This window comes from Desulfurella sp. (genome assembly GCF_023256235.1).
GTDB lineage: Bacteria > Campylobacterota_A > Desulfurellia > Desulfurellales > Desulfurellaceae > Desulfurella.
Map to the genome: position 1 here is coordinate 108764 of NZ_JAGDWY010000067.1, position 18097 is coordinate 126860.

The following is an 18097-nucleotide window of genomic DNA, read 5'->3' on the forward strand; positions in this document are numbered from 1 at the left end:
TTTTTATTGCAATTGTAGTTTCTCCGTAAATTTCTTTTTCTCTCCAGAATGATTCGTATGGTGGTGCAATAACTTTTGGGTATGCGTTTATAAAAAGTCTGGTATATTCTACCTGCAAATCTTCCAATTCGGGTAATTTTAATCCGAAGTTTTCAGCACAATTTTTATAAGGCTCTATTATATTTTTTTGAGGATACAAAAACAATACAGATAAGCAATCAAATTTATTCATAAACACCATTTATTATAATAAAAATTATTTAATTTGCAAGAAAATTGTCAATAGTTTTGCACCCTAGAATTTTATCCAGGGCGCAAAACTGTAATTAAAACTTGTATGTTAACTGAACAGCAAATTCGTCTTCGTGCATTTTTATAGATATTGGCATGCCATCAAAAGTGCCGCTTTGTTTGTGTTCAAATGCGTGCTGGTATGCAGCAGTTACCTGTACGCTTGGAGTTACACTATATGAGGCACCAAAAGATAGGTGTGTTTGAACTATAGCTGGAGCTATAATGTTATTACCGAAAGCCTGGCCGCCGTCTGGAACTGGGCTTTTGCCATAGTTAAAGCCAGCCATTAATGTTAATGGAGGGGTAGGTGTATATTCAACGCCAAGCATGTATACCCATTGATTTTTCCAGTTAAAATCCCAAGAATTCATGCCAGCTACACCAGTAATTGGAACTTTATCCATTACATTTGACCAGTTTATCCATTTTGCGTCTGCTTCAATACGTAAATTATTTACAGGTCTAAAGTTTACGCCAAACTGTATGGTTTGTGGCATATCAAGTCTCATGCGTACTTTGTAGCCATCAAACATACCACCTAGCATTCCTTGTCCTGTTGCAGGATTGAAAGCGTTAGGTATAGTATTCCACTGGAGTGTTTGCATCCAGCGTTTTGATTGGTATGCCAAACCAAACTGCCACATGTCATTTAGCTTATACACAAGACCTAGGTTAAATCCTGCACCATAGGCATTTTGAGCATTTAGAGAGTTTACGGCTGTGCCTGTAGCAAAAGGAGCACCTCCGGCATAACTCCCATAACCATAAGCCTTTGCTATCGCTTCATTATTCATATCCATTTCCAGTGACATAGCCTGATACACAAACACTGGAGCAAAACCTATGGATAAATGGCCATCTATTCTGTATGATCCAGCTATATCCATCTCCATCATCTGCATGTTTGAATAAACCTTTTGTAAAGGTGCTGCCATACCAAAACCATTTGGATTATTCCAATCAACACCCATACCGGATACGCCATACATGCCAATGCCCCAAGTAAAGTTTGACTCCTGGCAATTACATCCTTTTGGATTTATTGCAACACCAGCTGCCGGGACAACATAAACATTTGATTGACTGCCCTGGCCGTTTAGGTATCTAAGTGGTACAAAAATATCGCCGCCAACAGATGCACTTGATGTTGGAAGCCAAGATATTCCAGCTGGGTTTGTCAAAATTGTGGAAGCATCCTGAGGATTAGCTACCACTGCACCACCCAGCGCAATTTGCTTTGCGCCAAGGCCTGTCATATAATAACCATTTGTAGCAAACGATTTATTTGCCACACCAAAACTCAAACCAACCGCCAATGCAACAGCCAAAGATACATGTTTTTTCAACATAAGACCCCCAAAATTATAATTTTGTCACAGTATAATAAAATCATTTTATGCTTGTCAAGAAAAAAATGATAAATTTGAAATTTTTTTATAGCTTTTTAAAGAAATAATTTTATATAAATAACCTATATATCGTATTTAGTCTTGAAGTAGTTTGTTGATTTTATTTTGAGCATTTTTTAAGAACTTATTTAAATCTCTTTCAATAGTTTCAAAAGCAGCAATAAGTTGTTTGCCTTTTTGTGTTAGAACAGATCCGCCACCGCCTTCTCCGCCAATTTTTGTTTCAAGTATAGGAGATTTTGCTAAAGTATTTATTTCTTTTACAATATCCCATGCAGCTTTGTAGCTCATTTTCATATCTTTTGCTGCTTTTGATATAGAACCATACTCATCAATTTTTTTCAAAAGCTCGACTTTACCTTTTCCTAAAAAATTCTTATTGTCAATATCAATCCATATTCTACCCAATACTTTTTTTTCTTCCAATAGAAAACTCCTTTATTTATGATTTGTAATTTGCTTTATCGTATATTACATATCTAATGCCACCTGTTGGGTTTGGCACATCGTTAAAGTATCTTGGAATTAGATGAAAATGCAAATGACTTATGGTTTGTCCTGCTGCTTCTCCTTCATTGAGTCCAAAATTGTAGCCATCAGGTTTTTTTGAGATATATGAACTTTTTAGCGCATTTTCTATAAAATCAAGAGATTTTTCGTTTATAGGACTAAGGTTTTCATATAAATCCTTTAAGTCATTTTTCTCAATGAATTCTTTTGATTTTGATATGGCTTTTTTCAAATAAAAAAAGTCATTATCGCTTAAATCTTCAATTGATTCAATGTGTTTTATTGGTATTATCAGCATATGACCTGGATTTACGGGGAATTTGTCTAAAATTACAAAAAATTTATCATTTTCAAATAAAACGTCGCTTTTTTGTTCGTAAATCTTACAAAATAAACATTCTTTCATAAATACCTCACTATTTCATAGTTTGTTGTTCTAAGCGCAGGAATAAATCCTGCCTGTTTTATAAGATTGGCTAATTCTTCAACTGTTGAAGTTACTCTAAATCCAGCTTGAGCCATAACATTCTCCTCAAATAACAAACTACCTAAATCATTTGCACCAAAGTAAAGCGCCACCTGACCAATTTGTTTTCCCTGCGATGCCCACGAAGCTTGAATATTTTCGACATTATCCAAATAAATGCGTGTTATAGCAAGTATTTTGAGATAATCAATACCGCTTGCTTTTTTTGTAACAAGTTTTTTTAATGCTGTGTTTTCTGGCTTAAAATCCCAGGCAATAGCTGCTCTAAAACCAGATGTTTCATCTTGCAACCTCCTTATATTTTCAAGATGTTCTATAATATCTTCTTTTGTTTCAATATGGCCAAACATCATTGTAGCGGTAGTTTTTAGTCCTGTATTGTGCGCTGCTTTCATAATTTCAAGCCATCTATCAGTGCTAATCTTTTTTGGCGAGATTTTTTTCCGTACACGCTCTGATAGTATTTCTGCACCACCACCTGGCATGGTTTGCAAACCTGCTTTTTTTAAGTCTTCAAATACCTCTTTTGGGCTTTTGTTTGCAATTTTGCACATAAGATCAATTTCTGGTGGTGAAAATGCATGTACATGTATGCCTATATTTGATAGTTCTTCAACCATTTTTATGTAGTAGCTATACTCAATTTCTGGGTTTAGACCGCCTTGGATCAAAACTGTGCTAAGGCCAAGCTCTTTTGCTGCAATGGCTTTTTGTTTTAATTGCTCTATACTTAGAACATAAGCGTCTTTATCATTTTTATTTCTATAAAATGCGCAAAAAGAGCATTTCGTCTCGCATATATTTGTGTAGTTAATATTCGTATCTGCAATGAAAGTAACAAGCTTTGTAGGATGTTTTTCAAATCTTACTTTATGAGCTAATCTAGACAGTTCTATAAGGTCAAGTTCAAACAATTCAAGTGCTTCTTTTGACGAAACCCTCATTCATACACCTTAATTTCATTATATAAAGCATCTCTTAATACTGGCACAAAACCTGCATTTCTAACCATTTCAATAATTTTTTCGCTTACAAGTCCGCTTGCACTTTTTGCGCCTGCTGCATGAAAAATGTTTTCTTTTTCAATAGTGCCATCAATGTCATCTGCACCAAAATGCAAGCCAACCTGCGATATGCTATCTGACATCATTACCCAATAGGCTTTTATATGGTCAAAATTATCTAGAATAATTCTTGATATAGCAAGTACTCTTAATTGCTCAATGGCGCTTTTCTTTTGAATGTGGCCTTCAAATACTGTGTTTTCCGGGTGAAACAACAATGGAACAAAGCATAGAAAGCCTTTTGTTTTTTCTTGAAGTTGCCTTAGTTTGAATAGATGGTCAATAATTTCTTCTTTTGTTTCAATATGTCCAAAAAGAAGCGTTGCGTTGCTTTTTATACCCATACTGTGAGCGAGTTCATGAATATAAGCCCACTCTTCAAATCCAATTTTTTTTGGGTATAACTTTTTTTTAACACGCTTGCTAAAAACTTCTGCACCACCACCTGGCATTGTTTGCAAGCCCGCTTTTTTTAATTGTTCTAAAACTTCTGTGTGACTTAGAGAGCTGATTTTAGAGAAAAAATCAATTTCGGCTGCCGTAAAAGCTTTAATATTGGCAGACGGCGCAGCTTTTTTTACCGTCTCCAATAATTTTATATAGTATGAAAAATCAAGTTTTGGGTTCAAAGCGCCAACAATGTGTACTTCTTTTAAGTTTTCAATACCGGACAACTCTTTTTCAACCTGCTCAAAACTCATAGTATAGGCATCTTTGTCGCCTTCGTTTCGATAAAATGCACACATCAGACACTTTGATGAACAGATATTTGTGTAGTTTATATGCTTATTTATGGTAAAATACACTTTATTGCCAGTTTTTGACAATTTTATTTTTTTGGCAATTTGAGCTAGGTCTAAAAAATCAGCTTTTTCAAATAAATCCAAAGCTTCTTTGTAAGAAATAGGATTATTTTGATATTTTTCAATTAATGCAGTTTTCATAAATCAACTCCCTAAATATTTCAGATGTTCAAAAAAATTTGGATAAGAGGTTGCAGGTGATTTTGTTTCGGATAATTCAATGTTATAGCCAAGCGCTTTTAGTACAGAAAAGCTCATTGTAATACGGTGATCGAAGTAGGTTTCAATGTAGGCTTTTTGAAAGTTTTTTGTAGGTTCTATCTCAAAACCATCTTCAAATTCTTCTACTTTTACGCCCAATTTTGTTAAATTTTCAACAATTGATTTAATACGGTCACTTTCTTTAACTCTTAATTCTTTTGCATCTTTCAGTATACTTTTGCCGTTTGAAAACAAACCCAGTATTGATAATATTGGTATCTCATCAATTAGTGTAGGTAAAATTTTGCCATCAATGGAAAATGGTTTTAGATTTGGCGAATATTTAACTAAAATATCTGCAACTTCTTCGCCACACATGATTTTTTTATTTAATATTTCATAATTTACACCCATTTGACTAAAAACTTTTAACAGTCCAGTACGTGTTGGATTAACTAAACAATCTACAAATACTGCCTCACAATCTGGTTTTAATGCACACATTACCATAAAAAATGCGCAGGATGAAATGTCTGCTGGTACATCTAATTCAAAGCCACCAGTTAATTCTCTATATTTATCCAGAGAAACTTTGTTGTCTTTAATAATCACATCTACACCAAACTGTTTTAACATTATTTCTGTGTGGTTTCTGGATATTTGCGGTTCGCTAAATTCTACATTTTCATCTGTGTATAGTCCTGCAATCAAGACTGCTGATTTTACTTGAGCTGATGATATTTTGGAAGTATAATTAATGCCTTTTAGCTTGTCTTTGCCAAATATTGCAAGTGGTGCTAAAAAATTTTTTCTTGATAGGATAGTTGTCCCCATTTGGGTTAATGGTTCAATAATGCGTTTCATTGGTCTATTTCTTAGTGAGTTATCACCGGTTAAAATACTTAAAAAACTCTGACCAGCACACACCGCACTTATTAATCTGATGCCTGTACCGGAATTGCCTAAATCAATGATATCAAAAGGCTCTTTTAAGTATTTACCTGTACCTTTAATTGTTACTTTAATTTTATCTATATCAATATCTACACCTAGTTTTTTAAATGCTTCAAGCGTATTTAAGGTATCCTGTGCAAATAGATAGTTTTTTATTGTCGTTTTTCCTGATGCAATACTGGAAAAAATTGCACTTCTGTGAGAAATTGATTTATCCGAAGCGCATCTTAGAGTCTTTATTTGATCCATAAATCTACCTTGTATACCACCAATGTATTTGTGTTTTTGTTGTAAGCAAAACCATTTGATTTTTTTATATCAATTTTTTCTGATTCTAAGCGGGTATTTGTGTTTGAAGATAAAGTTTCGTTTGCATTATCCCAGTAAGCTTTTTGAGTTTTTACTAAAAAGTTTTTACCTTTAGCTGTGCAATTGCCTATAAGCGAAGCGTTATTGTTCTGGTAAATATATACTTCATTTGCTGATATTTTAAACTTTGATTTGCCTTTGTTAAAAAAAGAAGCATTTTTGGCAAAAATAGTAGAACCAATATATTGAGCAAATGACGCATTTACTATTTGAGTTGAATTATCAGAAAGCCTTATTATATGAATATCTTCTGCATAAGAGCTAATTTGAGTTTTTTGTTTTTGTGTTGTTTGAATATTAAACACGCTTTTTGATATATACATAATTAAAATAATTGTTATAATGCCAAGAACAATTTCTGTACCTCTAACCCACATCTGTTAATCCCAAAAGTTTTTGAAACCATTAATTTTCAAAATTTCTTCTACTATTTCTCTGACTGCTCCTCTGCCACCATTTTTTGAAGAAATATAGCTTGCTGCCATTTTAACTTTTAGGTGGGCATCATTTGGTGCTGCGCTAAATCCACATTTTTCCATTGGTTTAATATCAATAATATCATCACCAATATAGGCAATTTCTGAGTAGTCAACATTGTAATAATTTTTTATATATTCAAGAGCTTGTGTTTTATCCAATTGGTTTTGAATGCATAATTCAACGTTAAGCTCTTTTGCTCTTTGCGTGGTAACTTTGGAGTATCTGCCAGAAATAAATGCTATTTTTAAACCTAAATTCTGGGCTATGTGAAAGATATGTCCATCTTTCACATCAAAAAATTTATATTCTGCGCCATTTTCGTCAATGATAATCCTGCCATCAGTTAAGACACCATCAACATCCATTACAATAACTTTTATCACTATATGACACCTGCTTTCATTATATCGTGAATATGTATAACGCCAATAATTTTATTATTTTCACACACGGCAAGACTCGTAATTGAGTAATTTTGCATCATATTGGCAGCTTTAATTGCAAGTGCTTTTTTTTCAATTATTTTTGGGTTTTTTGTCATCATATCTTTAGCTTTAAGGCTAAAAACTCCACTTTTGTATTTTTCTAAAATCCTTCTTAAATCTCCATCTGTAATAACACCAAAAAGTGTCAACGAATTATCAACTACAAAGGTAACGCCCAAGCGCTTTGATGAAATCTCGTAAAGTACCTGTTCAAAGCCTTCATCCAAATAAACAGTAGGCAATTCTTTACCTTTATGCATTAGGTCTTCTACGAATGTAAGTAATTTTTTACCAATAGAACCACCTGGGTGTAGCATTGCAAAATCCTCGTCTTTGAAACCCCTTTTTACGATAAGACCGCAGGCTATGAGGTCACCAATTACAAGCGCAGTTGTGGTGGAAGCCATGGGTACAAGTTTAATTGGAGAGGCTTCTTCTTCAATGCTTGCATCTAAAATAAAATCACTTAAATGTGCAAGCTCAGAATTTGTATTTCCAATAATTGAAATAATTTTTAACCCCATTCTTTTAATAGGACCAACCAAACCAAGTATTTCAGATGTATTGCCTGAATTTGATATGAAAATAACCAAATCATTGGGCCTTAACATACCAAGGTCGCCATGGTATGCATCCGTTGGGTGGATAAATATTGAAGCAACACCTATGCTTGATAAAGTTGAAGCTATTTTTCTTGCGATAAGGCCTGATTTGCCAACCCCAAGAAAAATGATTCTACCACTACAGTTCTCTATTTGATTAATGATTTCCACAAATGAATCATCCAGTATGTTTTCTATTTTTTTTACTGCTTTTAACTGTTGGTTCAGAGATTTTTTTAAAGAATCAAGCAAGTTGTTCATTGTTTTAAATTTTTACCTAGATTGCTGACTTTTTTATGAAGTAGACTATCAAAAGGTCTTTTTTGTAAAGCTTTAGTAAGATAATCAAGTGCTTTTTGAGCATCACCCATCTTTTCAAATATTTCACCAAGCATTATATCACTGTATGTACTATCTGCTTCTATTGATTCTAACATTATAGTTTGATTATTGTAATCAATTTCATCTATGCTAAATTCTTCATAAGATATTTCATGGTCAAAAAAATACTCTATCATGTTTTTTTGAGAAACGTAATCGGACAATAAAAAATATTTAAATAAATCTTTGGCTTCAACATACCCACTTGTTATAGAATCAATACAAATGATACCAAAATAAGCTATATGGGCAAATTTTGAGCTGGTATTTAAAATTGCAAAGTAATTTTTTGCAAGTTGATATTTATCCGAAAAAAAAGACTCAATTGCTTTTTCTAATATTGTTTCATATTCTATAGCCATATACTAAACCCCTCATAATTATCATTTTTTGCATCTTTAACTTGAACGCTTTCTACAATTGCATGCTTTGGACCAATTTTACAAGCACTTATATATTGAGCGATGAGTTCTTTTTCACCACACACAACACTTTCTACTGTATTAGTACCTACGTTTTTTACATACCCACTGAGTCCCAATTCTTTTGCTATATCTTCTAGGTATGCTCTAAAACCTACATTTTGAACTTTACCTGTTATTATAATAAGTTTACATGTACTCACAATTATTATTTTACTCAAAGAATTCAATTAATCAAGAGTAATTCTAAACTGAAAAAGTAATTGACAAAATGGCTTTAATTGTTTAATATATGATCCGTCTTATTCTAATGGGAGGAGTATGTAATGAAAAGCTTTGTGGCAAAAAACGCGCCAATAGATAAAAAATGGTACTTGATAGATGCAAAAGGGGTTGTGCTTGGTGATTTGTGCGTAAAAATAGCAAATATAATAAGAGGTAAAAATAAGCCAACATATACTCCAAATGTCGATTGCGGGGATTTTGTAGTAGTAATCAACGCCAAAGACATTATATTAACAGGTAAAAAACTTGACCAGAAAAAGTATTTTAAACATAGTGGCTTTATGGGTGGCATCAAGGAAATTACAGCAAAAAAATTATTGGCTAAAGATCCAGAGAAGATGATTAAGCATGGAGTTTGGGGTATGTTACCAAAGAATAGGTTATCTAAAAAACTTATTAATAAAGTTAAAGTATATGCAGATGAAAATCATCCGCACAAAGCTCAAAAACCCCAAGAGGTAAAGGTAGGAGAATAATATGGATAAATACTATGCAACCGGCAAGAGAAAAACTGCAGTTAGCAAGGTTTGGCTCAAAGAAGGCAGCGGCATTATTCGCATAAATGGAAAATCATTAAACGAATATTTTGGTGGGCTTAGTAGCTTAAAACTTATAATTGAGCAGCCATTTAAAGTAACAGGTTATGAGTCAAAGCTTGATTGTGATTGTCAGGTTTTAGGTAGCGGCCTTTCTGCACAAGCGCAAGCAATAAGACACGGTATAAGCAAAGCACTTGTTATGTTTGATCCACAAGCTCGCAATATTTTAAAACCTTTAGGTTTTTTAACAAGAGATCAACGCAGTGTAGAAAGAAAAAAGTACGGTTTAAAGAAAGCGCGCAAATCTTTCCAATGGTCAAAGCGATAAAATTTATTTATGCTACGTGTTGGCATAGTTGGTGTAAGTGGCTTTACGGGTTTGGAACTTGTCAAGTTACTTTTACACCACCCTTGGGTTGAAATAGATTATCTTGCAGCAAGAAGTCATGTAGGACAGCCTTTAAGTGATGTTTTCCCTTCTTTAAAAAATATTTGCGACAACATAATAGAACCTATAGATGAAAATAAATGTGTTAACTTAGATGTTGTCTTTTTAGCTTTACCGCATGGTGTATCAATGGAACTTGTTTGTAAGCTATTTGGAAAAGTTCGCATTATTGATTTAAGCGCAGATTTTAGGTTACCTAAAGATTTGTATGAAAAATGGTATAAACCACACTTGTGCCCTGATTTAATAAAAGAAGCAGTTTATGGTTTACCTGAATTAAATAGGCAAAAAATTAAAAAAGCTTCACTTATTGCAAATCCCGGCTGTTATGCAACAGCTAGTATTTTGGCTGTACTGCCTTTTTTAGATATTATTGAAAGCGATATTATTATTGATGCAAAAAGCGGTGTAACTGGAGCTGGCAAAACTCTAAGAGAAGATTTGCTTTTCAGCGAAATTGAGGCTTCTTTTAAAGCGTATTCACCTGCCAGTCATCGTCATCAACCAGAAATACAAAACGTGCTTAGCCTAACTGAACCTGTAAACGTAACTTTTGTTCCACATTTGCTCCCAATAAATAGAGGAATTTTGGCTACAGTATACGCGAAGCTTAAAAGTTTTTTTGATGAAGCGTTTTTATTTGAAAAACTCCAAAAATTTTATATAAATGAACCATTTGTAAGGGTTTCTAAAAATTTACCTAAAATTAACAATACAAGCGGAACAAATTACTGTGATGTGTCTTTTGCACTTGATAAAGAAAATAATCGGCTTATTATATTAAGTGTTGTTGACAATTTACTAAAAGGTGCAAGCTCACAAGCTCTACAGAATATGAATATTATGTTTGGTTTAAAGGAGGAGGAAGGCTTAAAATTAAAGCCGCATTACCCATGAATTGCAAAATTACAAATGATGGATTTGATGTATTTGAATCAGTTAAGACTTCGGCTGTAAGGGCTGGTATTAAGAGAAAAGGTGAAGATTTAGCTTTAATTTATTTTGAAAAAGAAGCAACTTTTGCCGCAGTTTTTACAACTAACAAAGTAAAAGCACATTGTGTAATTTACGATGAAGAACTTTTAAAAAATCAAAAAAATATAAGATCAGTTTTAATTAATAGTGGCAATGCCAATGCATGTAATATAAATGGGATTGAGGCTATACAAGAAATAACAAAAGCACTTTCAAACGAATTAAACATAAAACAAAATGAAATTTTTATTGCTCAAACAGGTATTATTGGCGAAGAATTTCCAACAAAAAAAGTAACAAATGCTTTAGGCAAGCTTAAAATAAATTTAGGTAAAAATTCACAAATTTTAGCCAGAGCTATTTTAACTACAGATAAAAATCCAAAAATTATATCAATTGAGTGCGAATACGCTGGTGTGATATTTCATATAGGTGCTGTTGCAAAAGGTGCCGGCATGATTCATCCCAATATGGCAACAATGCTTTCTTTTATAGTCACTGATTTAAATATTGATCAGAATATTTTAAAAGTAGCTCTCAAAGAAGCTGTTGATAAATCTTTTAACAGAATTAGCGTAGATGGAGATATGTCAACAAATGATACAGTATTTATTGCCAGTCTAAATGAAGTAGGAGAGCCCATAAACGAAGAAAACGAATTTTTCAGATACTTTGTTGATAAGCTCACAGAGTGTTGCGTATATTTGGCTAAAGAGATAGTTAAAGATGCAGAAGGTGCCACTAAATTTTGTGAAGTGCTTGTTTTTGGCGCAGACAACGATGAAGATTCACAAAAGGTTGCACGCAGTATAGCCAATTCATTGCTTGTAAAAACTGCAATATTTGGCAAAGATCCAAACTGGGGTAGAATTATTGCAGCTGTTGGATATTCTGGCGCAAATATTGATGTAGAAAAACTCGAAATTAAAATTGGTGATTTTTTGGTTTATTCTTGGGGTAGACCGCAAGAATTTGATAAAATTGCTCTTCTTGAATACATGAGACAAAATGATTCAATAAAAATATATATAAACTTAAATATTGGCGCATCAAACTTTAATTTATACTTCAGTGATTTGACATACGAATATATAAAAATTAATGCACAGTATCATACTTGAGCCTTGACATTTTGATAATTATTATTAAAATTATGGTAGAATAGTCAAGGTTAAAGGAGGCGTAAAATGGCAGTTTACAAATGTGAAAAATGCGGTTACGAGAAAGAGTCTAAGTGTAAGCCCAGAAAATGCCCACAATGCGGTAGTAAAGATTCGTTTAAGAAAAAGGAGGTGTAATTATGGGAAAGATGACGGAAAGATTTTTGTGGGAAGCCTTTGCAGGTGAATCTCAGGCACACATGAAATATTTAAATTATGCAAAAGCAGCGGAAAAAGAGGGAAAAACAAACATTGCAAGACTATTTAAAGCAATTAGCCAGGCAGAAGTAATACATGCATCTGGGCATTTAAAGTTGCTAAACGGTATTGGAAGTTCACTTGATAATGTTAAAAGTGCCTGGGAAGGCGAAAATTTTGAAAGCGAAGAAATGTATCCTGCTTACGAAGCTGTAGCAAAAGAGCAAAATCAAGATAAGGCGGCCAAGTGGATTAACCAGGTTTTGCAGGTAGAAAAAGATCACAGAAGCTTGTATGAAAAAGCCAAAGAAGCTCTAGAGCAAAATAAAGACGCAGATTTCAAAGATATATTTTTATGTAGCGTATGTGGTTATGTAGCATTAGATAAAGCACCAGATAAATGTCCAGTATGTGGCGCACCAGCTAGCGCTTTTGAAAAATTTTAAAGAAGTTTATTATGAATGAAAAAGCACTTTTTTTAATTAATTATGGATTGTATATAGTAGGTTCCAAAAAGGATAACTTAATCAATGCCCAAATTTCAAATACCGCATTTCAAATTACAGATAATCCCAATACTATAGCCATATCTATTAATAAATCCAACTATACTCATGAATTTATTGAAACAAGCAAATTATTCACTATTTCTATAATAGCTAAAACGGCACCTTTATCACTTATTGGCAATTTCGGTTTTAAAAGTGGCAGAAATATTGATAAATTTGAAAAAATAAGCCACCTGCTTACAAAAAATGGAATACCTGTTGTGCTTGAGCATACATTGGGGTTTATAGAATGTCGTGTTATAAACAGTTTGGATGTATTTACGCATACACTTTATATTGGCGAGGTAATTGATGCCGATATATTTAAGAAAGAAGAACCAATGACTTATGCGTATTATCATGAGATTAAAAATGCTCAGGCTCCAAAATCTACACCAATTCACGAAGAATCAAAAATTAGAAAAAAGTATGTTTGCAAAGTATGTGGTTGGGTTTATGATCCGGAAGTTGGCGATCCAGATGGTGGCATAAAACCAGGTACCGAATTTGAAGATATACCAGATAACTGGGTATGTCCAGTTTGCGGAGTAGCAAAAAGTGATTTTGAATTATTAAAATAAAAGGAGGTTTTTATGTCAAAGTTAGCAGATTTTGTTAAATATGAGGCAGATGAAAAAAAAGAAAAACATGTTCCTGCAATTGATGCGCCAAGTACAGTTAAAAAAGGTGAATTTTTTAGTGTAACCGTAACTGTAGGCAAAGATATACCGCATCCAAACACAAAAGAGCACTATATTGGATGGATCGAAGGTTTTGTTGTACCAAAAAGTGGTGTAGCAAAATCAATAGGAAAGTTTATTTTTGAACCAGAAGTAACAGATTCTACAGCAACTTTCAGGATTAGACTCGAAGAAGACGCAACACTTTTTGCATGGGGTTACTGTAATATTCACGGTGTATGGGAAAACTCTAAGGAAATTAAAGTAGAATAAAACGTTTTGGAGCGGGCGCTTTAAGACGCTCGCCCCTTTTTTATTAGGAGGCAAACTTTGAAAGCAGGAAGAGACCCATTTGAGGTAAAAGATGGCATATATTGGGTTGCAACGCTTGATCCTGAATTAAAGATATTTGATATCATAATGCGCACAGCACATGGCTCAACATATAATTCTTATTTGGTCAAAGGCACAAATAAAAAGGCTATAATTGATGCAGTGAAAGAGCCCTTTTTTGAAGGTTTTCTTGAAAATTTAGAAAAATTAAATGTCAAGCCAGAAGAAATTGATTACTTGGTTGTAAATCACAATGAGCCAGATCACTCAGGTGCTTTGCCAAAATTGTTAGAATATATGCCTAATGTCAAATTGATTGTTAGTAAACAAGGTAAAGTTTTTTTGGATAACATTATTAATGCAAGTTATGATTGCATAGAAGCTGATGATAATTTGGAAATTGATCTTGGTGAAAAGACATTAAAATTCATAATTGCTCCTTTTGTGCATTGGCCAGATACAATGTTTACCTATATACAGCAAAGTAAGGTACTTTTTACATGTGACTTTTTAGGTAGCCATTTTTGCGATGAGAGGATGATTGATACGCAGGTAGAAGATTTTTCTGAAGATTTTAGGTTTTACTTTGATGGCATAATGAGACCGTTTAAAGAGTATGTATTGCAACACATAGAAAAAATTGAAAAGCTTGATATAGATATTATAGCACCAAGTCATGGCCCAATACTTACACAACCAAAGCACTATATCGAGCTATATAAAAAATGGTCTCAACCTATGCAGGAAAAGTTAGCCGCTGTGCTTTATGTTTCTGCATACGGCTATACGAAAAAATTAGCTCAAGAAATAGCACGCGGGATACAATCAGAAGGTGTAAAAGTAATAACAAAAGATATTGTTGATGTTATTGAAAAAGAAAAACCGTACCTTTTGGATACAGTACAAAGAGCATCTTTAGTTGCTGTCGGCTCTCCTACTATAAATGGCGATGCAGTAGAGCCAATCTGGGAATTTCTATCAAGCCTTGCTACAATTAAAATTAGAGGTAAGATGGGATTTGCTTTTGGATCTTACGGCTGGAGCGGTGAAGCTTCGAAGCTTATTGCTCAAAGAATGAAAGATATAAAGTTTGCTATGCCACTTGAGCCATTCAGAGTAAGATTTAGACCAACTGATGAAGATTTACAAAAAGCATTTGAAATTGGCAAACAATTAGCTCAAAAAGTCAAGGAGATGACATGAGCCAAAAAATTATTGATATTTTAAACGAAGCTATTCAATCAGAAATTGGTGCAATTATGCAGTATATGGCCGGTCACTATAGAATGCCAAAGGATAAACATCCGGTTATTAGGGAAATGCTTGAGCGTATTTCTGTTGAAGAAATGAAACATGCAGAAAGTTTTTCCAAACGTGTAGTAGCGCTTGGAGGAAGGGAAGCCATAACGCCAGACATAGTCCACTTTTCTAACGATTTAGTTGAAATAATGGACTTAAACGAAAAAGCAGAAGATGGTGCCATAGAAATGTACCAAAAACACATAATGGTGTGCGAACAAGAAAATGATCTTGAAACAAAAGCTATTTATGAAGACGTTTTAAAAGACGAAATGAGGCATAAAAAAATATTTGCAACATTTAAGAAACTTTTAGAATCAAACCAGGAGGGTATATGAAAAAATACAAATGTAAAGTATGTGGCTACATTTATGATCCAGAAAAAGGCGATCCCGATGCTGATGTTCCACCCGGTACACCTTTTGAAACACTTCCTGACGATTGGGAATGTCCAGTATGTGGAGCCGCTAAAGTAGACTTTGAACCTTACGAAGAAACTTAAATTAGCTGCCAGCAAAACATTTTATTATTATATAATAATAATGCTTTGCTGGTGTATTTTTATTATTGTGCAGGGCAAACTTCTTTTACAACATTACTTATCAATTGGCCATTTTGCCATGTTTTAATTCTAACTTTTTTACAACCTGTTTGTGGATTATAACCAATTGGTTCTGCTTGGACAACACCTTGTGTTCCATCATTAGTTGTTGTTTCATATCGAACAGGCTGGTTATATTGGGCTGCTTGCTGGGCTGATTGGGCCTGTATCTGCGATAGCGTATAACCTGCAACTGCACCGATTGCTGCACCTATTGCTCCACCTTTCCATCTATTGTCTGGACTTAGCAAAGCTCCTGCTATGCCACCTAATAAAGCACCAGCTCCAGCACCTTGGTATCCTTGCTGTGTAGGTTGTTGTAGGGTTTGGCAGCTTGTTAAATTTAAACTTGTAGTTAAAAGAGTCGCTGCTAAACCTAAACTTACGATTTTACCTTTAATATCCATCGTTTCCTCCTTTACATTTTTATTTTATTACTATACACTAAAGTCAAATTAAGGTAAAGAGAAAAACTACATTTCAGATATAATAATTTTTTGTGGTTTTTGTGTTTTGGTTTTAATAAATGGCAAAAAAATTAAAAATACAAGTATGATACACATCATTAAATGAAAATCATCCTGGAAAGCCATTATAGTGCTTTGTGCATTGATTGTATTATTTATTAAGCCAATTGCTTTATTGTATGCAATAGCAGGATTAAAACCACCATAAGTAAATAGATAACTAGAAAGTGTATGAAGGTAATTTTGAAAAATAGGATTTGAAAAAGTTATATTGCTAACAAGAGCATCTCTATGTAAAGCTTCACGGTGAGCTAGCATAGTAGAAGCCATAAGCGATATACCAAAACTTCCACCAATACTTCTTGCAAAGTTTAGTACACCACTTGCTTCACCCATATCCTCATTTTTTAAAAATATAAACGCTACCACATTTATAGGAATAAATATAAGAGGCAAACCAAAACCGATAAGTACTCGCCCAAGAAGCAAAAAATAAGGTGATGCAGTTAGGTTAATTTGCTCCATTAAGTATAATGCATATAGTCCAATAATCACGCCAAATATTATAAGAGTTTTAAAACCAATTTTTTTTGATACTCTACCAATAAATATGACAGTAATTAGACTGGCAATACCGCCTGGCATCATAATAAGACCACTTTTATAAGCATCGTAGTTCATTAATGTTTGCATAAGCTCTGGTAAAAGAGTTAACGTAACAAAAAACAAAAATCCCAAAAAAAACATAGCAAGTGTTGCTATAGCGTAGTTTCTATCTTTAAGTAAACTCATTCTGATAATTGGTTTGTCTGAAAAATAATTTTTTATCAAAAACATTGAAATGAAGAAAAAACTCAAAAGTGCTAAAATTACAATAAAATTTGAATTAAACCAATCATCTTCCTGTCCTCTATCTAACATTACCTGAAGTGCACCAATACCTATTGCAATAAAGCTTAAAGCCACATAATCTAATTTTAAAGTTTTATTTGCTTTTGCATATGGTGGATCAAATATAAACATTAGTGTCATTATTGTTGCTAATATGCCAAATGGTACATTAATTAGAAACATCCATCTCCATGAGTAACTATCTACAATCCACCCGCCTATTACAGGTCCCAAAATAGGGGCAAATATAACGCCAATTGAAAAAATACTCATGGCTTGGGCTCTTTTTTCTAACGGAAAACTCTCCATTAGTATTGCTTGGGATATGGGTTGCAAACCACCACCCGCAAAACCCTGTATAGCCCTAAATAGTAATAATAAATCAAGAGTTGGAGCAATACCACACAAAAAAGAACTCACAGTAAAACCAATTATACTTATAAGAAAGTAATTTTTTCTGCCAAATTTATTTCCAAGAAAACCTGTTATAGGTAAAATTATACCACTGGCAGCTAGATAAACTGTGAGTGTCCAGGTAGCATCATCTGTTGTTACAGATAATGGTCCTGCCATGTAAGAAAGCGCCACAGTAACAATAGAGGTATCCATGAGTACCATAAAAGTAGGTAGCATAACAGTTAATGCTATAATATATGGATTAACTTTTTTATCTTCCATTTTTTATCCTTTGCAAACAAAAACACTACAAAAATTATGACAACTCGTTAATATATAAGCATTTCAGTAAAAATCAAGGAAAAAGGTATTTTGGTTTCTTACGTATGGGGTATAATACATAGAAATTTTAATAATTTGTCACTATTATTCTTGTAAGAATGTTCTATATTAGGTTCAATAAAGACTGCTGAGTTTTTAGAAACATGTTTAGTAATATTTCCAGCAGTAATTTCACACTCTCCATCTAATATAAAAATTTCATGTTCCCATGGGTGAAAGTGTGCGGGAATTTCTGTGTGAGGTTGCATTTCAAAATAGCGCATAGCAAAATTTGGTGCACCATCTTCTTTTTTTATGAGCCATCTAATACTAACACCAGATACAATTTTACCATTAAATTCTACTGGTTGATTTTGTAAGCTATCCAAATTTACAATTTTCATACGCTCTCCAATTTTTTAAACAGCATTCATTTTTAAATAACTAACTTTTTTTACAATATTTTTTTGTTTTTGTCAAATAAACAAATAATAA

The 18097-nt window shown here is 33.3% G+C and carries 26 protein-coding genes; 11 read left to right on the forward strand and 15 right to left on the reverse strand.

The features are described from left to right. The 12 genes from Q0C22_RS07375 to Q0C22_RS07430 all read right to left on the reverse strand — a co-directional run. Nucleotides 1-232 (reverse strand): molecular chaperone TorD family protein (locus tag Q0C22_RS07375; RefSeq protein ID WP_291493300.1); only part of this gene is annotated, 232 nt, incomplete at its 3' end. Nucleotides 233-326: 94 nt separating this feature from the next. Beyond that, nucleotides 327-1643 (reverse strand): OmpP1/FadL family transporter, encoded by a 1317-nt coding sequence (locus Q0C22_RS07380; RefSeq protein ID WP_291493302.1) that lies wholly within the window; start codon nucleotides 1641-1643, stop codon nucleotides 327-329. 135 nt (nucleotides 1644-1778) lie between these two features. Continuing rightward, a complete protein-coding gene (locus Q0C22_RS07385) occupies nucleotides 1779-2129 on the reverse strand; it encodes a winged helix-turn-helix domain-containing protein (RefSeq protein ID WP_291493307.1) in 351 nt (116 codons plus the stop codon). 16 nt (nucleotides 2130-2145) lie between these two features. Further along, nucleotides 2146-2619 carry an HIT family protein gene (locus Q0C22_RS07390; RefSeq protein WP_291493310.1) on the reverse strand — a complete coding sequence of 158 codons (474 nt, stop codon included), beginning with the start codon at nucleotides 2617-2619 and terminating at the stop codon, nucleotides 2146-2148. Further along, nucleotides 2616-3644: a cyclic dehypoxanthinyl futalosine synthase gene (gene mqnC / locus Q0C22_RS07395; RefSeq protein WP_291493312.1), complete on the reverse strand. Its 1029-nt coding sequence runs from the start codon at nucleotides 3642-3644 to the stop codon at nucleotides 2616-2618. Before mqnC ends, Q0C22_RS07390 begins: the two co-directional genes overlap by 4 nt. Continuing rightward, nucleotides 3641-4708 (reverse strand): aminofutalosine synthase MqnE, encoded by a 1068-nt coding sequence (mqnE, locus tag Q0C22_RS07400; RefSeq protein ID WP_291493314.1) that lies wholly within the window; start codon nucleotides 4706-4708, stop codon nucleotides 3641-3643. The genes mqnC and mqnE overlap by 4 nt, the downstream gene beginning before the upstream one ends. 3 nt (nucleotides 4709-4711) lie before the next feature. After that, entirely contained in the window at nucleotides 4712-5971 is a 1260-nt protein-coding gene (gene aroA, locus Q0C22_RS07405; protein ID WP_291493316.1) for a 3-phosphoshikimate 1-carboxyvinyltransferase, read from the reverse strand. Further along, nucleotides 5959-6468: a hypothetical protein gene (locus tag Q0C22_RS07410; RefSeq protein WP_291493318.1), complete on the reverse strand. Its 510-nt coding sequence runs from the start codon at nucleotides 6466-6468 to the stop codon at nucleotides 5959-5961. Before Q0C22_RS07410 ends, aroA begins: the two co-directional genes overlap by 13 nt. A 3-nt stretch (nucleotides 6469-6471) precedes the next feature. Beyond that, the gene (locus tag Q0C22_RS07415) at nucleotides 6472-6954 is read right to left on the reverse strand and encodes an HAD family hydrolase (protein ID WP_291493320.1); all 483 of its coding nucleotides are present in this window, start codon (nucleotides 6952-6954) and stop codon (nucleotides 6472-6474) included. Further along, nucleotides 6954-7919 (reverse strand): KpsF/GutQ family sugar-phosphate isomerase, encoded by a 966-nt coding sequence (locus tag Q0C22_RS07420; protein WP_291493322.1) that lies wholly within the window; start codon nucleotides 7917-7919, stop codon nucleotides 6954-6956. Before Q0C22_RS07420 ends, Q0C22_RS07415 begins: the two co-directional genes overlap by 1 nt. Beyond that, complete coding sequence (locus tag Q0C22_RS07425) at nucleotides 7916-8401, reverse strand: hypothetical protein (protein ID WP_291493324.1); 486 nt, start codon at nucleotides 8399-8401, stop codon at nucleotides 7916-7918. The genes Q0C22_RS07420 and Q0C22_RS07425 overlap by 4 nt, the downstream gene beginning before the upstream one ends. Then, nucleotides 8392-8664: an acylphosphatase gene (locus tag Q0C22_RS07430; protein ID WP_291493326.1), complete on the reverse strand. Its 273-nt coding sequence runs from the start codon at nucleotides 8662-8664 to the stop codon at nucleotides 8392-8394. Before Q0C22_RS07430 ends, Q0C22_RS07425 begins: the two co-directional genes overlap by 10 nt. A 123-nt stretch (nucleotides 8665-8787) precedes the next feature. On the opposite strand from Q0C22_RS07430, the gene rplM reads away from it, so the two are divergent. The 11 genes from rplM to rd (Q0C22_RS07485) all read left to right on the forward strand — a co-directional run bounded on the left by rplM (nucleotide 8788) and on the right by rd (Q0C22_RS07485) (nucleotide 15428). Further along, nucleotides 8788-9222 carry a 50S ribosomal protein L13 gene (rplM, locus tag Q0C22_RS07435; RefSeq protein WP_291493328.1) on the forward strand — a complete coding sequence of 145 codons (435 nt, stop codon included), beginning with the start codon at nucleotides 8788-8790 and terminating at the stop codon, nucleotides 9220-9222. 1 nt (nucleotide 9223) lies between these two features. Beyond that, nucleotides 9224-9613, forward strand: coding sequence for a 30S ribosomal protein S9 (gene rpsI, locus Q0C22_RS07440; RefSeq protein WP_291493330.1), 390 nt, complete (start codon nucleotides 9224-9226; stop codon nucleotides 9611-9613). A gap of 9 nt (nucleotides 9614-9622) precedes the next feature. Next, entirely contained in the window at nucleotides 9623-10630 is a 1008-nt protein-coding gene (argC, locus tag Q0C22_RS07445; RefSeq protein ID WP_291493331.1) for an N-acetyl-gamma-glutamyl-phosphate reductase, read from the forward strand. Then, nucleotides 10627-11829, forward strand: a complete 1203-nt coding sequence (gene argJ, locus Q0C22_RS07450; RefSeq protein WP_291493332.1) for a bifunctional glutamate N-acetyltransferase/amino-acid acetyltransferase ArgJ — start codon at nucleotides 10627-10629, stop codon at nucleotides 11827-11829. Before argC ends, argJ begins: the two co-directional genes overlap by 4 nt. A 66-nt stretch (nucleotides 11830-11895) precedes the next feature. After that, nucleotides 11896-12006, forward strand: a complete 111-nt coding sequence (locus Q0C22_RS10480) for an RCKP-type rubredoxin-like domain-containing protein (RefSeq protein ID WP_025391424.1) — start codon at nucleotides 11896-11898, stop codon at nucleotides 12004-12006. Between the two features lie 2 nt (nucleotides 12007-12008). Beyond that, a complete protein-coding gene (locus tag Q0C22_RS07455; protein WP_291493334.1) occupies nucleotides 12009-12512 on the forward strand; it encodes a rubrerythrin family protein in 504 nt (167 codons plus the stop codon). Nucleotides 12513-12523: 11 nt separating this feature from the next. Then, nucleotides 12524-13195, forward strand: a complete 672-nt coding sequence (rd, locus tag Q0C22_RS10485; protein WP_367172129.1) for a rubredoxin — start codon at nucleotides 12524-12526, stop codon at nucleotides 13193-13195. Between the two features lie 12 nt (nucleotides 13196-13207). Continuing rightward, nucleotides 13208-13567, forward strand: a complete 360-nt coding sequence (locus tag Q0C22_RS07470) for a class II SORL domain-containing protein (protein WP_291493336.1) — start codon at nucleotides 13208-13210, stop codon at nucleotides 13565-13567. 57 nt (nucleotides 13568-13624) lie between these two features. Then, complete coding sequence (locus Q0C22_RS07475) at nucleotides 13625-14830, forward strand: FprA family A-type flavoprotein (RefSeq protein ID WP_291493338.1); 1206 nt, start codon at nucleotides 13625-13627, stop codon at nucleotides 14828-14830. Further along, a complete protein-coding gene (locus Q0C22_RS07480) occupies nucleotides 14827-15264 on the forward strand; it encodes a ferritin-like domain-containing protein (RefSeq protein ID WP_291493340.1) in 438 nt (145 codons plus the stop codon). Before Q0C22_RS07475 ends, Q0C22_RS07480 begins: the two co-directional genes overlap by 4 nt. Then, the gene (rd, locus tag Q0C22_RS07485; RefSeq protein ID WP_291493341.1) at nucleotides 15261-15428 is read left to right on the forward strand and encodes a rubredoxin; all 168 of its coding nucleotides are present in this window, start codon (nucleotides 15261-15263) and stop codon (nucleotides 15426-15428) included. Before Q0C22_RS07480 ends, rd (Q0C22_RS07485) begins: the two co-directional genes overlap by 4 nt. 62 nt (nucleotides 15429-15490) lie before the next feature. Here rd (Q0C22_RS07485) and Q0C22_RS07490 read toward each other — a convergent pair whose 3' ends face one another. From Q0C22_RS07490 to Q0C22_RS07500, 3 genes are all read right to left on the reverse strand, one after another. After that, entirely contained in the window at nucleotides 15491-15934 is a 444-nt protein-coding gene (locus Q0C22_RS07490; RefSeq protein WP_291493343.1) for a YMGG-like glycine zipper-containing protein, read from the reverse strand. A 66-nt stretch (nucleotides 15935-16000) separates the two neighbouring features. After that, entirely contained in the window at nucleotides 16001-17563 is a 1563-nt protein-coding gene (locus tag Q0C22_RS07495; RefSeq protein ID WP_291493346.1) for a DHA2 family efflux MFS transporter permease subunit, read from the reverse strand. A 98-nt stretch (nucleotides 17564-17661) separates the two neighbouring features. Then, entirely contained in the window at nucleotides 17662-18006 is a 345-nt protein-coding gene (locus tag Q0C22_RS07500) for a cupin domain-containing protein (protein WP_291493348.1), read from the reverse strand. Nucleotides 18007-18097 lie beyond the last annotated feature (91 nt).

What these genes read in the sequence shown, in the direction of transcription:
- Q0C22_RS07390 (WP_291493310.1), bottom strand. Translation starts at nt 2,619, where the DNA reads ATGAAAGAATGTTTATTTTGTAAGATTTACGAACAAAAAAGCGACGTT.
- Q0C22_RS07490 (WP_291493343.1), bottom strand. Translation starts at nt 15,934, where the DNA reads ATGGATATTAAAGGTAAAATCGTAAGTTTAGGTTTAGCAGCGACTCTT.
- Q0C22_RS10480 (WP_025391424.1), top strand. Translation starts at nt 11,896, where the DNA reads ATGGCAGTTTACAAATGTGAAAAATGCGGTTACGAGAAAGAGTCTAAG.
- mqnC (WP_291493312.1), bottom strand. Translation starts at nt 3,644, where the DNA reads ATGAGGGTTTCGTCAAAAGAAGCACTTGAATTGTTTGAACTTGACCTT.
- argJ (WP_291493332.1), top strand. Translation starts at nt 10,627, where the DNA reads ATGAATTGCAAAATTACAAATGATGGATTTGATGTATTTGAATCAGTT.
- Q0C22_RS07380 (WP_291493302.1), bottom strand. Translation starts at nt 1,643, where the DNA reads ATGTTGAAAAAACATGTATCTTTGGCTGTTGCATTGGCGGTTGGTTTG.
- rd (WP_291493341.1), top strand. Translation starts at nt 15,261, where the DNA reads ATGAAAAAATACAAATGTAAAGTATGTGGCTACATTTATGATCCAGAA.
- Q0C22_RS07410 (WP_291493318.1), bottom strand. Translation starts at nt 6,468, where the DNA reads ATGTGGGTTAGAGGTACAGAAATTGTTCTTGGCATTATAACAATTATT.
- rd (WP_367172129.1), top strand. Translation starts at nt 12,524, where the DNA reads ATGAATGAAAAAGCACTTTTTTTAATTAATTATGGATTGTATATAGTA.
- mqnE (WP_291493314.1), bottom strand. Translation starts at nt 4,708, where the DNA reads ATGAAAACTGCATTAATTGAAAAATATCAAAATAATCCTATTTCTTAC.
- Q0C22_RS07425 (WP_291493324.1), bottom strand. Translation starts at nt 8,401, where the DNA reads ATGGCTATAGAATATGAAACAATATTAGAAAAAGCAATTGAGTCTTTT.
- Q0C22_RS07495 (WP_291493346.1), bottom strand. Translation starts at nt 17,563, where the DNA reads ATGGAAGATAAAAAAGTTAATCCATATATTATAGCATTAACTGTTATG.
- Q0C22_RS07420 (WP_291493322.1), bottom strand. Translation starts at nt 7,919, where the DNA reads ATGAACAACTTGCTTGATTCTTTAAAAAAATCTCTGAACCAACAGTTA.
- argC (WP_291493331.1), top strand. Translation starts at nt 9,623, where the DNA reads ATGCTACGTGTTGGCATAGTTGGTGTAAGTGGCTTTACGGGTTTGGAA.
- Q0C22_RS07455 (WP_291493334.1), top strand. Translation starts at nt 12,009, where the DNA reads ATGGGAAAGATGACGGAAAGATTTTTGTGGGAAGCCTTTGCAGGTGAA.
- Q0C22_RS07500 (WP_291493348.1), bottom strand. Translation starts at nt 18,006, where the DNA reads ATGAAAATTGTAAATTTGGATAGCTTACAAAATCAACCAGTAGAATTT.
- rpsI (WP_291493330.1), top strand. Translation starts at nt 9,224, where the DNA reads ATGGATAAATACTATGCAACCGGCAAGAGAAAAACTGCAGTTAGCAAG.
- rplM (WP_291493328.1), top strand. Translation starts at nt 8,788, where the DNA reads ATGAAAAGCTTTGTGGCAAAAAACGCGCCAATAGATAAAAAATGGTAC.
- Q0C22_RS07480 (WP_291493340.1), top strand. Translation starts at nt 14,827, where the DNA reads ATGAGCCAAAAAATTATTGATATTTTAAACGAAGCTATTCAATCAGAA.
- Q0C22_RS07470 (WP_291493336.1), top strand. Translation starts at nt 13,208, where the DNA reads ATGTCAAAGTTAGCAGATTTTGTTAAATATGAGGCAGATGAAAAAAAA.
- aroA (WP_291493316.1), bottom strand. Translation starts at nt 5,971, where the DNA reads ATGGATCAAATAAAGACTCTAAGATGCGCTTCGGATAAATCAATTTCT.